The sequence below is a fragment of the Sphingorhabdus sp. EL138 genome (assembly GCF_900258045.1).
Lineage (GTDB): Bacteria > Pseudomonadota > Alphaproteobacteria > Sphingomonadales > Sphingomonadaceae > Parasphingorhabdus.
Map to the genome: position 1 here is coordinate 617,353 of NZ_OGVD01000004.1, position 13,923 is coordinate 631,275.

Sequence of the window (13,923 nt, forward strand, 5' to 3'; positions counted from 1 at the left end):
GCATGGCGGAAAAAAAACTTTGTCGCAATCTGTAACCTGCAGGATGGTGGGCGCGAATGACAGAATAGTTACTTGTTAGGAAGGTCTCTCGATGCGTAAAGTAATATTGCCAGCAATGATTGCAGCTGCTGCTTTTGCGGGCTTTATGGGTGCCCAAATCGCCCAGTCGTCAAGTGAGGCATCTGCGCAGGCAACTACACCCGCGAAAACTTTTGACGACGAAACGGTTCCCCCTACCCCGGTCGTCGTCGAACTCTTCACCAGTCAGGGATGTTCATCCTGTCCTCCTGCGGACATGTTAGCATCCCGACTAGCAAAAGATGACTCCCTGCTGGTGATTTCGCGGCCTGTAACCTATTGGGATCGCCTTGGTTGGAAAGATACGCTGGCGCGGGAAGAAAACACCCGGCTGCAGCGAACCTATGCCGCCAAAGGTAAGGCTGGTTCCGGTGTTTATACACCTCAGATGGTTGTCAATGGCGGTGGCGGAGCCGTCGGCTCCCGTGAAGGCGATGTACGATCGCTGGTCCGTTTGGCGAAAAACAGCGCCGGTCCTGTGATCGTGACCAATCGCGATGACAATGGTGATGTGACCGTTACCATCAGAGGGCAATCTCGCTACATGGCTGGGGTTTCTTTGATCGCGCTCAGCTCCTCTGAAACCGTACAAGTCGGTCGCGGCGAAAATGGCGGACGCAAGCTGCATTACACAAATGTAGTAAAAAGTGAGCGTAGCCTGGGCAGCTGGGACGGCACCTCGATGCAGGTCAAGCTGTCAAATGCGGATCTGAATGTCACCGGGGCCGATAAATATGCGATCATCGTTCAGCGCCCCGGCGCAGGTACGATTGTGGGCGCCAAGTTGCTCGATATTTAAGCTGTCTCAAAAAATCTGACTGGCATTCGAAGCATTTGCCGCTAGTGTTTCTCTCAGTTCGAGGGAGAGTATGGCGTGAGTGAACAAACAGCAGACATCGGATGGCGTAAAATATTACCCGCTGGTGTCAGACCCTATAGTGAAGCGGCACCGTTATCGGCCTTCTTCCTCGGCATTTCTTCGGCGCTGCCGCTGACGATGATAGCAGCAACTCTTACAACACGCCTGGCGCAGGCGGGGATCGAGAAATCCACTGTTACGGCCTTTGCCCTGACGTTTCTTGCCTATAATTTCAAATGGCTCTGGGCTCCGATTATCGACGTAGTGAAACTTCCGATCATCGGCCGAATGGGCCAGCGCTTGTCCTGGCTGATCCTGACTGCGGCTCTGGCAATGGCCGCGATCATCTATCTTGGATCACTGGATCCCAAAGCCGATATAATCGCGGTCGCCGTGGCCGCGACTTTGGTTGGTGTTGCGGGGGCAACCTTTGACGTCGTGATTGATGCCTATCGCATCGAATTGCTGGAGCCCGAACAATTGGGTGTCGGCTCAGGGATGTCGCAATATGGCTGGCGCATTGGCGCAGCCACGGCGGGTGCGGTTGCGCTTGTCATTGCAGCGCGCAGCAACTGGTCGATCGCATATTATGTCTGTTCGTTGTTCGCGCTGTTTGCTGTGTTTGTCGGGCTGATCATGCGCGAACCTGCTCGGCGTCAGGAACCGCAGCCACTCAAAGGACCGATACAAGCGGCGATTGCGTATGTCAGTCCGCTGGTAGAATTTTTCAAACGCTCCGGCGCGCCTGTCGTTTTGCTGTTCGTACTGGTCCATAAAATTGGCGACACTTTAGCAAACTTGACTTTCCGGCTGTTGTTTGAGGACCTCGGTTTCACCAATGACGAGATTGCCTTTTATGATGTCAGTCTTGGTTTCATCGCCTTTCTGATCGGTATATTCGTAGGCGGTATCGTCTATTCCCGGCTGGGTATGAAAAAGGCGGTTATGCTGAGTCTCATTTTAATGGCCGTCAGCAACCTCTCGTTCGCCGGACTGGCGGCAAGCGGCCACAACAACTGGGCTATGGCAGCGGCCATTGGTTTTGAGAATTTTGCCAGTGGTATCGGCGGCGTCGCCGTGGTCGCCTATCTGTCTGCACTTTGCAATTTGAGCTTTACGGCAACCCAGTTCGCTTTGCTTTCGGCGGCTGCCAGTATTCTGGGACGATTCCTAACCGGAACGACGGCTGGGTCGTTGATTGAGTGGATGGGCTATGTCAACTTCTACCTTTTGACGACGCTTGCCGCCTTACCCGGGGTTATCATGTTCTGGCTGATGATCCGGTCGGGATTGGTGGACCGGTCCTTAGGTACTGCGGGTACCGAACATGCGATTGAGGAGGAAGCTCCGAAGACAACTTAATCCGGCAATTGCCGATTAGCCTCCAAAACCGTGCCAGCGAGATAGAGAGATCCCGCAATCATAACGGTTTCGGGCTTCTGCGTAGCGATGACCTTCAATGCTTCCATAGCATTGGGAGCATCTGAAACAGGCACTTCAGAGCCCACGAAATCCGCCATCTCATGCGCTTCGTGGCCCTCGACAGGCACAACGGTGATACTGGCGATTTTGGGTTTTAACGGTCCGACAATCGCGGCAGGGTCTTTGTTAGCGAGCATGCCGAGAACCAGGTGGATGGAACCGTCGGCGCAGCTGTCGAAATGAGCCGCCAAAGCCTCGCCGGCATTTACATTATGCCCTCCATCGAGCCACGTTTCGGTGTCCCTTGGCAGAATGTCCCGCAACGGGCCCGATGATAGCTTTTGCAAGCGCGCAGGCCATTGCGCCCAGCCCATCGCGGCGCGAAAGGCTGCTTCGGAAACCTCTATTTCGTGTTGATGGCGCAACATGGCGATCGCAAGAGCTGCATTGTCCGCCTGATGAGGGCCGGGCAAGGCCGGTAAGGGCAGGGTCAGTTTGCCCCTCTCATCGCGATAATGCAGCTGGTCATCATAGACCGCAGCGTCCCAATTTTCGCCTCGCGGCAGATATTTTGCGTGGGTGGCCGCGGCATGTTCCGCCACGACTTTCGCCATATCATCACGGTATTTTTGAGTGAGCAGCGGGACATCGGATTTGGCAATGCCTGCCTTCTCCCATGCAATGCGCACCATCGGATCGGCTGGGGTTCCGCCTTCGGGAGAAAGAAGAAAAGCCTCATGATCGATGCCAAGTGCTGCCATGCCCGTCGCTGCAGGTGCAGGCACAATATTTGTTGCATCGAGCCGCCCGCCCAGGCCGACTTCCAAAATGCAGGCATCAGCCGATGTTTCGGCAAACGCAAGCATAGCCGCCGCCGTGGTCGCTTCAAAAAAACTAGGATTAATGTCCTCGCTGGCGTCGAGGACATGCGCCAGCAACGCCGCAAGATATTCGTCTTCGATCAATGCTCCGGCAAGCCTGATCCGTTCATTGAAACGCACCAGATGCGGACTGGAATAGACATGCGCTTTCAGGCCTTCGGCCTCTATCGCTGCGCGCAAAAAGGCGCAGGTAGAGCCTTTGCCGTTGGTCCCCGCAACATGAAAAACCGGCGGCAGACTCAGATGCGGATTGCCCACGCGCTCCATGACCGCTCTGATCCGCTCCAGCCCCAGTACATCGCGTCCGGGTGACAGCAGCGAAAGCCGGTCGAGTTGTTTCTGAACCGCCGGATGGTCGGATCTTGCGCCGTCTGCCATGAATGGGTGCGGCTGAGTTAAGCCGCTGTTTTCCATGCCATGAGATAGCTCATAACGCGGGCCAGTTCGGCGCGCAGTTCCTTGCGGTGAACAACCATGTCCAACATACCGTGATCGAAATAATATTCCGAAGTTTGGAAATCGTCAGGTAATTTTTCACGGATAGTATTCTCAATCACGCGTCGCCCCGTAAATGCTAACGTAGCGTCAGGTTCTGCAATCTGAACATCTCCAAGCATTGCATAAGCTGCCATAACGCCGCCCGAAGTTGGATCTGTCAAAACAACAATATAAGGGATGCCGGCTTCTTTCATCATTGAAATAGCGACTGTTGTTTTAGGCATCTGCATCAAAGACAGGGTGCCTTCCTGCATCCGCGCACCACCTGAAGCGGTAAAACAGATAAGTGGGCATTGATCTTCAATGGCACGATTGGCTGCATCGACAAAAGCCTGTCCAACGGCGAGCCCCATGGAGCCGCCTAGAAAAGCAAAATCCTGAACACCAACTACGCACTTATGTCCTTCGATTGTACCAGTAACATTCACCCAAGCGTCCTGTTCCTCGGTTTTGGCGCGCGCGGCTTTCAGGCGTTCGGTATATTTTTTCTGATCCTTGAATTTCAGCGGATCTTCCGGGACCGCTGAAAAGGGTATTATCTTCCAGCTATTCTCATCCATGATCTGCTCAAAACGGGTCATCGGCCCGATCCGGCCATGATGCTCGCATTTCGGACAGATATGCATATTGTCCTCATATTCCTTGAGGAACACCATCGCATCGCATTTCTTGCATTTGTGCCAGAGGTTATCCGGTGATTCTTTTTTGGTGATCGAAGCGATCTTGTTACGGACATTGCTAAGCCAAGACATGCGTCAATTCCTCAGATTTTTTAGCGCGCGCTTCTGATAGCATCAGAAAGCGATTTTACATAGTCTTTGACATGCGGCGCAGCGTCGGCTCCATGTTCGGCGATAATCTCGACAATCGCCGAGCCAACGACAACGCCATCGGCAACGCGAGCGATATCGGCGGCCTGTTCCGGTGTGCGAACGCCGAAACCCACGGCGACGGGTAGATCTGTACCCGCTTTTAGGCGTGTAATCGCTTCCTCGATGCTGGCCTGTGCCGCCTGTTGTAATCCCGTGATGCCTGCGACCGAGACGTAATAGAGGAAGCCTGAAGCGTTGTTCAATATCTCCGGCAAGCGTTCGGCATCGGTCGTCGGTGTAGCGAGACGGATCACGGCAACATCCTTGGCGCGCAGCGCGTCGCCCAAGCTGTCATCTTCCTCTACCGGAATATCAACGCAGATCACGCCATCAACCCCCGCATCAACACAAGCATCGGCAAACCAGTCGGCCCCACGGATGGTCATCGGATTGGCATAGCCCATCAGGACTAGCGGAACCGTGGGATGGCGTTGGCGAAAGGCTGTCGCGATATTCAATATGTCCGCGGTTTTTGTACCTGCGCCGAGGCTGCGGATATTCGCGGCCTGAATAGAAGGGCCGTCAGCCATAGGGTCGGTGAACGGCATGCCAAGTTCGATAATGTCGGCACCGCCTTCGACAAGTGCGTCAAGAACAGCGCCAGTGTCGGCAGCGCTTGGGTCACCGCCGGTGACGAAGGTGACGAGGGCCGCGCGGTTGGTTGGGAAGACTGAGGAAAGGCGGGTCATATCTCCGTCCCCAAAGCCTCGGCGACTGTGAAAATATCCTTGTCGCCGCGCCCGCAGAGATTGGCGAGAATGATCTGGTCCTTGTCCATCTTCACGGCTTCGCGCGCCACGGCTGCAATTGCATGGCTCGGCTCCAGCGCCGGGATAATCCCTTCGGTGCCGCAGAGCAGCTGGAACGCTTCCAGCGCTTCCGTATCGGTCACGCTGTCATAACGCACCCGGCCGGATTCCTTCAGCCAGCTATGTTCTGGTCCAATGCCAGGATAGTCGAGGCCAGCGCTGATCGAATGTGCTTCGTCAATCTGGCCGTCTTCGTCCTGCAGCAGATAGGTCTTGTTGCCGTGCAAAATGCCGGGCTTGCCGCCCGCCAGCGATGCGGCATGTTCTTTTTCCAATCCATGGCCCGCCGCTTCAATACCCAGCATTTCGACGTCGGGATCATCAAGGAACGGATGAAACAGACCAATGGCATTAGAACCGCCACCAATAGCCGCCACCAAAAGATCGGGCAGGCGACCGGTGCGCTCGAGCAGCTGTGCCCGTGCTTCGCGACCGATCACGCTTTGGAAATCGCGCACCAGCTCGGGATAGGGATGCGGGCCAGCGGCGGTGCCGATGATGTAGAACGTGTCATGCACATTGGCGACCCAGTCGCGCAAAGCGTCATTCATTGCGTCCTTGAGCGTCGCTGAACCACTGGTTACGGGCACAACTTCTGCACCCAGTAACCGCATCCGGAAGATATTCGGCTTCTGCCGCTCAATATCGGTGGCGCCCATATAGATGACACATGGCAGACCAAAGCGGGCGCAGACGGTGGCCGTGGCCACGCCATGCTGACCCGCGCCGGTTTCAGCGATGATCCGGGTCTTAACCATGCGCTTGGCGAGCAAAATCTGGCCAATGCAATTGTTGATCTTATGCGCGCCGGTATGGTTGAGCTCATCACGCTTGAACCAGATTTGTGCGCCTTTACCCTCTGGTGCGTCTTTCCGGACATGCTCGGTCAGGCGCTCGGCAAAATAGAGCGGGCTCGGACGACCGACATAATGTTCCAGCAGGTCATCAAATTCTTCGGCAAAAGTCGGATCAGCCTGCGCCGCGCGATAATGCTTTTCCAGATCAAGGACCAGCGGCATCAGCGTCTCGGCTACATAACGCCCGCCAAATTGGCCAAAATGACCGCGTTCATCGGGCTGATTGCGGAAGCTGTTCGAGAGTTTATCGTGTTTGGTCATATGTGCGAACCGCTTGGCAAAAGGCAGCGATTCTGTCCACATCTTTGACGCCCGGCGCGGATTCAACGCCAGAGGAAACATCGACGAGTGGAGGACTCGTCGCTTCCATCGCACTCACGACATTATCGGCATCCAAACCGCCGGCAAGACCCCATGGCAATTTGTGATCATGCCCCTTCAGGACAGACCAGTCAAAGCTCGTTCCCGTGCCGCCTGGTAGGGCCTTTGCCGGAGCATCGAACAACAGACGATTAGCGGCATCATCGAACCGAGCGCTCTTGGCGAGTGTCGCCTTGTCGCGCAGGCCGAGTGCTTTCCAGACCTCGACATTGCTTTGATCGCGCACCAGTTTGATCCATTCGGGGGTTTCACTGCCATGAAACTGAATCACATCGGGGCGGACAAAGTTGATCACATGCCCGGTCAGTTTCGGGTCTGCGTTGACCAGCAACAATACTATTTTTAACGACTCCGGAGCAGCTTCACGCAGTTCGGCTGCGCGCTCCAGCGACACATGACGCGGGCTTTTCTCGAAGTGCACAAGGCCGATATAGTCAGCACCGGCGTCAGCGGCGGCGTTGATCGTCGTGATGTCGGACAAGCCGCAAATTTTAATCTGGGTTTTCATGGGTTCGCTTAGAGCGTGGCTTCAATCGATCGCGCCGCGGCATTTGGATTTTCCGCCGCTGTGATCGGGCGGCCAATGACCAGGACACTGGCGCCACTATCGCGTGCAGCGCGCGGCGTTACCGTGCGTTTTTGATCGCCAGCCTTACCGTTGGCAGGGCGCAGACCGGGTACAACAAAATAGCCCTCTTTCCAGATTTTATGCGCTGCACCCACTTCATTGCCGGAACAGACAATGCCGTCCAGCCCGGCCTCGGCGGCGAGGTTGGCCAGGCGCTCAACCTGATCATGCGGGGTGCCGCTATAACCGATCTTGCCCATGTCATTTTGGTCAAGAGAGGTTAGCAAGGTAACGCCGACAACCTTGGTGTTGCTGCCTGCCGCTGCTTTGGCATCTTCCATCATCGCCCGTCCGCCGGATGCATGCACCGTCACTATCGCGGGCTCGAGGACATTAATCGCCTGCATCGCTTTTGCGACCGTGTTCGGGATATCATGGAGTTTCAGATCGAGAAAAATCGGCAATCCGATTTTCTGGATCTCATGTACTCCGTGATGGCCATTGGCGCAGAAAAACTCGAGGCCGAGTTTCAATCCGCCGACATGACCGTTGATCGATTTGGCGAGTGCAACCGCATTGTCCAATATGGGCGTATCGAGCGCAACATATATGGGATTACTCATGTGCCGGCAGCCTTGTCGTCGCCTGTGATCGGTGAAACTGCAGCAGGCTCAGAGATTTGTTCCTTGCCCAAGTCCAGCGGAGTCGCTGCTGGCTTTGTTGGTGCCGGCGAGGGTTTGGTTGCATTACTTGCCGCCGTACTGGACACCGGTACCGGTCGAGCAGCCGCTTCAAGCGTCTTGATACGGCGATTGAGGCGCCATTTTGATGTACGGTGAAGTATCCACATAGGGACGAAACCCAACAGGAACGCGCCGATAACGAGAACAGGCAGTTTCGTGTCTATGCGGATATCTTGCCAAATCAGCACCGACGTTGGCGACCAGTTATTAACAGCAAACACCACCAAAATGACGGCCAATATAACCCAGAAAAGTGTTTTTATGAATTGCATTCGGAACCCTCAATTACCCATTTCATGCACATTACCCGTAATTTCGACCAGTGACCAGAGTGTTGCCGTTCTGGATCACATGGCGGATTTTTTGTCTCGGACTTCAGTCGCCAAAAACTCGATCGAAAATCGTGTCGATATGCTTGAAATGATAATCTAGATTAAAGCTCTCTTCCAATTCCTCATGCGACAGTTTTGCCGTTACGTCGGGATCAGCTTTCAGCAGGTCAAGCAAAGCCACTTCGCCATCTGATTCCCAGACCTTCATAGCGTTACGCTGAACGATGCGGTAGCTGTCTTCCCGGCTGATACCTGCTTGTGTAAGCGCCAGCAGTACGCGCTGGGAGTGCACAAGCCCGCCCATCCGGTCGAGATTTTTCTGCATGCGCTCCGGATAGATGAGGAGTTTTTCGACCACACCGGTTAAACGCGCGAGGGCGAAGTCCAAAGTGATTGTGGCGTCAGGACCAATCATCCGTTCGACTGAGCTGTGGGAGATATCCCGCTCATGCCATAGAGCAACATTCTCCATCGCGGGCAGGGCATAGCTCCGTACCATCCGTGCAAGTCCGGTCAGGTTTTCGGTTAGGATCGGGTTGCGTTTGTGTGGCATCGCGCTCGAACCTTTTTGTCCGGGTGAGAAATACTCTTCCGCTTCCAGAACCTCGGTCCGCTGCAAGTGGCGAATTTCAACGGCAAGGCGTTCCACAGATGACGCGACAACAGCCAAAGTCGCAAAATATTGGGCATGGCGATCGCGCGGAATAACCTGTGTAGAAACGGGCTCTATTTCTAACCCCATTTTTTCCGCGACATGCGCTTCGACTTTCGGGTCGATATTGGCGAAGGTACCCACCGCGCCTGATATTGCACAGGTCGCAATTTCCTTGCGCGCCAAAACCAGTCGTTCACGGTTCCGTTCAAACTCGGCATAAGCTTGCGCCAATTTCATACCGAAAGTCACCGGCTCGCCATGAATCCCGTGGCTGCGGCCAATGGTCGGGGTCAGCTTATGCCCGTAAGCACGGGTTTTGATCGCCGCGAGCAACTTGTCCATATCATCGAGCAATATGTCCGTCGCGCGGGTCAGTTGGACGGCCACACAGGTGTCGAGTACATCGCTTGATGTCATGCCCTGGTGCATGAAGCGGGCCTCTTCACCGACATTTTCAGCAACATTGGTCAGGAAGGCGATGACGTCATGTTTTACTTCGCGTTCAATCTCGTCAATTCGCGCGACATCAAATTTACCTTTGGCCCAAATCGCAGCCGCCGCTTCCTTCGGCACAACGCCCAGTTCGGCAAGAGCATCGGTCGCGTGCGCCTCTATCTCGAACCATATCTGGAATTTGGATTCAGGTTCCCAAATGGCAACCATATCGGGGCGAGAATAGCGCGGGATCATTTTTTCTTTCCTTGAAACTGAAAAAGCTGGTTTAATCCAATCATAGCATGACCAGAGATTTGCGGACCCGCTAGCAGCTACATTATGAGTCGGCAACGTGGTTCATTGGGGAGAAAAATATGCGTCTGGCAGTATTAACCGGCGGCGGCGATGTTCCTGGCCTTAACCCGTGTATCCGATCGATTGCCATGGCTGCCTGGCAGCGCGGTTGGGATGTCATTGGACTGCGCCGCGGCTGGGAAGGGGTACTGGAAACCGATCCAACCGATCCCTGGTCGCTGGAAAACTCAGCGATGGTGCTGGATAGAGACGCAGTGCGGGGTATTGATCGGCAAGGTGGAACCATTTTACACAGCTCGCGCTGCGACCCTCGAAACACCAGTGAGGGTGACCAAACACAAAAAGTACTTGATATACTGGATGCGCTGAAGGTGGATGCGCTGATCACCATGGGCGGCGATGGAACATTGCGTTTCTCAGCGCATCTCGCCAGTCTAGGGCGCGATGTCATTTCTATCCCCAAGACGATGGACAATGATGTGTTCGGTACCGATTATTGTATCGGTTTTTCAACCGCTGTCACCCGGTCCGTCGCTGCGATAAATGCACTCAGAACAACGGTGGCCAGCCACGAACGGATCGCGGTGATCGAACTGTTTGGCCGGCGTTCTGGCGAAACTGCTCTGCTGTCCGGCTTTTTGTCTCAGGCTGATCGCACCGTGATCGCCGAAGTGCCTGCGGATATTGATGTGCTCTTGCCCTTGTTGCTGAAAGACAAGGCGAATAATCCGGAAAGCTATGCCATCTGCCTTGTGTCCGAAGGAGCTCAATTGGCAGGTAGTGATACGGATGATGGTGAGATAAGCAAATCCAACACCAACCGGATCGGCGTGAATATAGGCACCCGATTGGCGAGAGAAATTGAGGCACGGTCGCCCGAGCGGACAATTGTTCAGGAACTCGCCTACCTGATGCGGGCTGGTGAGCCGGATGCAATGGATCGGATGGTTGGATTCGCATTTGGCGCCTTGGCGGTGCAACTGATCGAGGAAGGTCGCACATCGAACATGGTTTGCCTTGAAGATGGCAACTACGGTGTCGTGCCTATTGGGACGCTGCTGGGCGGAACCAAAGGTGTTAACGTATCTGGTCTTTACGATGCGCGCGAATATCGGGCCAATCTCGTGCAGATAGAAGGTATGCCGATGTTTCTATATTAAGACGATATTTGAGCGTGTTGAGGTGGTGTAACTTAAACAGGCATCGCGCGAATAAGGTGATGAGGGGATCATGAAATGACTGTCGATCAATCCATGCTGCAAGAAGAACGCCTGTCACCTTTTTTGCGGGTAACGCTCCGTATATGGGTGAAGACCTATCGTTCCATAATCGGCTTGATCAGCCCGGTCTTCGATCTGCTTGTCCGGTTTTTTGTCGCGCAGGCGATATTTCGTTCTGGTGTCGTGAAACTATCGGACTGGGATACGGCGCTGAGCCTTGCACGGTTCGAATATCCCGTTTCGTGGATGGCGCCAGAGACTGCAGCGGTGATTGGCGTGACCATCGAAATCGTAGCGCCGATATTGCTCCTGATCGGCCTGTTAACACGGGAAGCCGCGCTCGCCATATTGATGCTGCTCGTGGTGAGTCAGGTTGAGTATGTTCCGACCGATCTCAATTTGTGGCTGATCGCTATTTTGGGTTGGTTTGTGTTGCGCGGGGCAAAAGGTTTTTCCTTCGATCGCGCCGTGGCCGGAGGATTGAGCGGCAGCGCTCTGCCATTTGCTGATCCCATCATGCGCTTTTTTGAATATTTGACGGACAAGGCTGCGTTGGCCTGGCTGCTGATCATTCGGATATGGCTGGCGGTAACCTTGCTCGTTGTTGCCGGTATGACAAGCATGACAGAGGCGGAGCTTTTCCTGCCCGTGAAGAGCTTTGCTGGCATTGATCCAATCATAGTCATTGGATTGGCTCTGCTGCTGGTTCTCGGAATGGTTATTCCGCTAACTGGCCTTGCGTTGATAGTCGCCCTCAGCACATTGGCCGTAATGGGTCTGCATCCGGATTTGACGCTTTATCCCATGTTGCTCTTTGGATTGATGATCATATTTGGTGCTGGCTATCTATCTGTCGACCGGATGACCTCAAACTGGCTGGAACATAATATTTTGTTTGATCGCAAATATGAGGATGTACCCGAACATTGGCCGCATATTGTCGTTGTGGGTGCCGGTTTTGGTGGCTTGGCCTGCGTAGCCAAATTAAAAAACCTGCCTGTGCGGATCACGCTTATTGATCGACATAACTATCATTTGTTCCAGCCACTGCTTTATCAAATTGCAACAGCCGCGCTGTCACCTGCCGATGTTGCTACACCGATCCGGGGATTGTTCCGCAATGACGGTAACGTGCGGGTGCTATTGGGTGAGGTTAGCAACGTCGACAGCAAGACGAAGACGTTGACTTATGGGCGGAACAGCCTGGACTATGACCATCTCGTTCTGGCCACCGGTGCATCCCATAGCTATTTCGGCAAAGATGAGTGGGCCCCCTATGCACCTGGCCTGAAAACCATCGAAGATGGCGTATCGGTCCGTGCTCACGTGCTACGCGCTTTTGAAAGGGCAGAATCGTCCAATGATCCTGAACGGGTGAAACGACTGCTGACCTTCGTCATTGTGGGAGCTGGGCCTACTGGTGTGGAACTGGCCGGCGCGATTGCCGAACTGGCCCATCAGGGGTTGAAGGATGAGTTTAGCAGAATTGACCCAGCTCAAGCACAGATCATATTGGTGCAATCAGGCGATCGGATATTACCAGCCTTTCCTGAAGATTTGTCGGCGCACGCAGCAGCTTCGCTTGGCAACCTGGGTGTGGACATCCACCTGAAGTCGCGCGTGACAGATATTGCCGCTGATCGTGTGAAAATCGGCGATGATATGGAAATTGCGACCGAAACGGTGCTCTGGGCCGCAGGAGTGATTGCCTCTCCTGCCGGTAAATGGCTGGATGCCGAAACCGATCGGGCAGGGCGGGTCGCTGTGGATGACTATTTGCGAATTACAGGCCACGAGAATGTCTTCGCGATTGGCGATACGGCAGGTAGCAATGCGTGGGACGGCAATCCGGTTCCGGGACTGGCTCCTGCCGCCAAGCAAGCGGGGGTCTATGTGGCCGACTATATCCAAAAACAGCTTCTGGACGACAAGCAGATTGCGCCCTTCCAGTACAAGCACCAAGGCAGCCTTGCGACCATCGGTCGCAAAAGCGCCGTTGCAGATTTCGGCTTTATGAAACTGCATGGCGCTTTGGCCTGGTGGTTGTGGGGCGCGGTGCATGTCGGTTTTCTCTCCGGGATGCGAAACCGGATAGCGGTACTAGTGAACTGGATATGGTCCTATTTCACGCTGCAACTCGGCATTCGCCTAATCACCGGCAAGGATAGCGGTGCTTAAAGCGGTACTTAGATCAAACCTTTTGATCGAAAGGATGTGTGGCCGTCCATGCCGATAATGATATGGTCATGCACCGCGATGCCTAGTTTTCTGCCGGCGTCGCATATATCCTTGGTAACGGCGATGTCCTGACGGCTGGGCGTGCTATCACCACTTGGATGATTGTGAACCAATATTATCGCCGCAGACCCGAGTTCCAGCGCTCGTTTGATGACTTCTCGTGTATAGATCGCCGCCTGATCGATTGAGCCTTCGCTGATCAGTTCGTCACGGATCAGCCGGTTTTTGCTGTTAAGATGCAATACCCGGACCCTTTCGTGGACAAGATGCGCCATATCCGCGCGAAGATAGTCAAGTAGCGCTTGCCAGCTCGTCAGAACCGGTTGCTCACGGACGGGCTCGGAAACCATGCGTAGCGCGGCCGCCTGTACAATCTTGATCGCCGCCGTGCTGTTTTCGCCCATTCCCGTTACCTTCCTGATCGATTCCCCATCGGCTGTCAGTAGTGCTGACAGACTACCAAATGTATCGATAAGGTCCTTTGCCAACGGTTTCGTGTCTTGTCGCCTGATGGCTAGAGCAAGCAGATACTCGACGAGCTCGTGGTCCAGAAGTGCTTCGCTGCCACCGTTTAGCAAGCGTTCACGCAGTCGGGCGCGATGGCCTTCGCCGTGATGGCCTTTTGTGTTTCGTTTGGATTTTTGGGCGTTATCCAGAGCGGGCATGGCCGAACTATAGATTGTTTGTCGGGAAATGAGATAAGAAAGCCCATTAACCTGCTGAATTGGCCGAATATGTCCAATTCCAAAAAAATGACGTA

At 54.4% G+C, this 13,923-nt stretch carries 13 protein-coding genes; 4 read left to right on the forward strand and 9 right to left on the reverse strand.

From position 1 onward, the window contains the following. The first annotated feature begins 91 nt into the window (after positions 1-91). Together DK507_RS12865 and DK507_RS12870 are read left to right on the forward strand one after the other, a co-directional pair. Positions 92-877: a thioredoxin family protein gene (locus DK507_RS12865; protein ID WP_109356757.1), complete on the forward strand. Its 786-nt coding sequence runs from the start codon at positions 92-94 to the stop codon at positions 875-877. Positions 878-952: 75 nt separating this feature from the next. After that, on the forward strand, positions 953-2,299 hold the full coding sequence (locus DK507_RS12870; protein WP_109356758.1) for an MFS transporter: 1,347 nt from the start codon (positions 953-955) through the stop codon (positions 2,297-2,299). Here DK507_RS12870 and DK507_RS12875 read toward each other — a convergent pair. The 8 genes from DK507_RS12875 to purB form a co-directional block, all read right to left on the reverse strand. Further along, positions 2,296-3,618: a folylpolyglutamate synthase/dihydrofolate synthase family protein gene (locus tag DK507_RS12875; RefSeq protein ID WP_109356759.1), complete on the reverse strand. Its 1,323-nt coding sequence runs from the start codon at positions 3,616-3,618 to the stop codon at positions 2,296-2,298. The two genes, DK507_RS12870 and DK507_RS12875, sit on opposite strands and share 4 nt — an antisense overlap. 17 nt (positions 3,619-3,635) lie before the next feature. Next, positions 3,636-4,490: an acetyl-CoA carboxylase, carboxyltransferase subunit beta gene (gene accD, locus DK507_RS12880; protein WP_109356760.1), complete on the reverse strand. Its 855-nt coding sequence runs from the start codon at positions 4,488-4,490 to the stop codon at positions 3,636-3,638. Between the two features lie 20 nt (positions 4,491-4,510). Next, on the reverse strand, positions 4,511-5,299 hold the full coding sequence (gene trpA, locus DK507_RS12885) for a tryptophan synthase subunit alpha (RefSeq protein ID WP_109356761.1): 789 nt from the start codon (positions 5,297-5,299) through the stop codon (positions 4,511-4,513). Next, positions 5,296-6,537 carry a tryptophan synthase subunit beta gene (trpB, locus tag DK507_RS12890; RefSeq protein ID WP_109356762.1) on the reverse strand — a complete coding sequence of 414 codons (1,242 nt, stop codon included), beginning with the start codon at positions 6,535-6,537 and terminating at the stop codon, positions 5,296-5,298. The genes trpA and trpB overlap by 4 nt, the downstream gene beginning before the upstream one ends. Beyond that, positions 6,521-7,165, reverse strand: a complete 645-nt coding sequence (locus DK507_RS12895; protein ID WP_109356763.1) for a phosphoribosylanthranilate isomerase — start codon at positions 7,163-7,165, stop codon at positions 6,521-6,523. Before DK507_RS12895 ends, trpB begins: the two co-directional genes overlap by 17 nt. Positions 7,166-7,173: 8 nt before the next feature. Then, positions 7,174-7,848: an orotidine-5'-phosphate decarboxylase gene (gene pyrF, locus DK507_RS12900; RefSeq protein WP_109356764.1), complete on the reverse strand. Its 675-nt coding sequence runs from the start codon at positions 7,846-7,848 to the stop codon at positions 7,174-7,176. Further along, positions 7,845-8,240, reverse strand: a complete 396-nt coding sequence (locus tag DK507_RS12905) for a LapA family protein (protein WP_109356765.1) — start codon at positions 8,238-8,240, stop codon at positions 7,845-7,847. The genes pyrF and DK507_RS12905 overlap by 4 nt, the downstream gene beginning before the upstream one ends. Positions 8,241-8,343: 103 nt before the next feature. Continuing rightward, a complete protein-coding gene (gene purB, locus DK507_RS12910) occupies positions 8,344-9,645 on the reverse strand; it encodes an adenylosuccinate lyase (protein ID WP_109356766.1) in 1,302 nt (433 codons plus the stop codon). 119 nt (positions 9,646-9,764) lie between these two features. Between purB and DK507_RS12915 the strand changes: the two genes are divergently transcribed. Both DK507_RS12915 and DK507_RS12920 read left to right on the forward strand, forming a co-directional pair. After that, the gene (locus DK507_RS12915) at positions 9,765-10,865 is read left to right on the forward strand and encodes a 6-phosphofructokinase (RefSeq protein WP_109356767.1); all 1,101 of its coding nucleotides are present in this window, start codon (positions 9,765-9,767) and stop codon (positions 10,863-10,865) included. Between the two features lie 75 nt (positions 10,866-10,940). Beyond that, positions 10,941-13,103, forward strand: a complete 2,163-nt coding sequence (locus tag DK507_RS12920) for an FAD-dependent oxidoreductase (protein WP_109356768.1) — start codon at positions 10,941-10,943, stop codon at positions 13,101-13,103. 8 nt (positions 13,104-13,111) lie between these two features. Here DK507_RS12920 and radC read toward each other — a convergent pair whose 3' ends face one another. After that, the gene (gene radC, locus DK507_RS12925; RefSeq protein ID WP_109356769.1) at positions 13,112-13,828 is read right to left on the reverse strand and encodes a DNA repair protein RadC; all 717 of its coding nucleotides are present in this window, start codon (positions 13,826-13,828) and stop codon (positions 13,112-13,114) included. Positions 13,829-13,923 lie beyond the last annotated feature (95 nt).

Coding starts and splice junctions, on each gene's coding strand:
- DK507_RS12865 (WP_109356757.1), top strand. CDS start 92: ATGCGTAAAGTAATATTGCCAGCAATGATTGCAGCTGCTGCTTTTGCG.
- DK507_RS12875 (WP_109356759.1), bottom strand. CDS start 3,618: ATGGCAGACGGCGCAAGATCCGACCATCCGGCGGTTCAGAAACAACTC.
- accD (WP_109356760.1), bottom strand. CDS start 4,490: ATGTCTTGGCTTAGCAATGTCCGTAACAAGATCGCTTCGATCACCAAA.
- trpA (WP_109356761.1), bottom strand. CDS start 5,299: ATGACCCGCCTTTCCTCAGTCTTCCCAACCAACCGCGCGGCCCTCGTC.
- trpB (WP_109356762.1), bottom strand. CDS start 6,537: ATGACCAAACACGATAAACTCTCGAACAGCTTCCGCAATCAGCCCGAT.
- DK507_RS12895 (WP_109356763.1), bottom strand. CDS start 7,165: ATGAAAACCCAGATTAAAATTTGCGGCTTGTCCGACATCACGACGATC.
- pyrF (WP_109356764.1), bottom strand. CDS start 7,848: ATGAGTAATCCCATATATGTTGCGCTCGATACGCCCATATTGGACAAT.
- DK507_RS12905 (WP_109356765.1), bottom strand. CDS start 8,240: ATGCAATTCATAAAAACACTTTTCTGGGTTATATTGGCCGTCATTTTG.
- purB (WP_109356766.1), bottom strand. CDS start 9,645: ATGATCCCGCGCTATTCTCGCCCCGATATGGTTGCCATTTGGGAACCT.
- DK507_RS12915 (WP_109356767.1), top strand. CDS start 9,765: ATGCGTCTGGCAGTATTAACCGGCGGCGGCGATGTTCCTGGCCTTAAC.
- DK507_RS12920 (WP_109356768.1), top strand. CDS start 10,941: ATGACTGTCGATCAATCCATGCTGCAAGAAGAACGCCTGTCACCTTTT.
- radC (WP_109356769.1), bottom strand. CDS start 13,828: ATGCCCGCTCTGGATAACGCCCAAAAATCCAAACGAAACACAAAAGGC.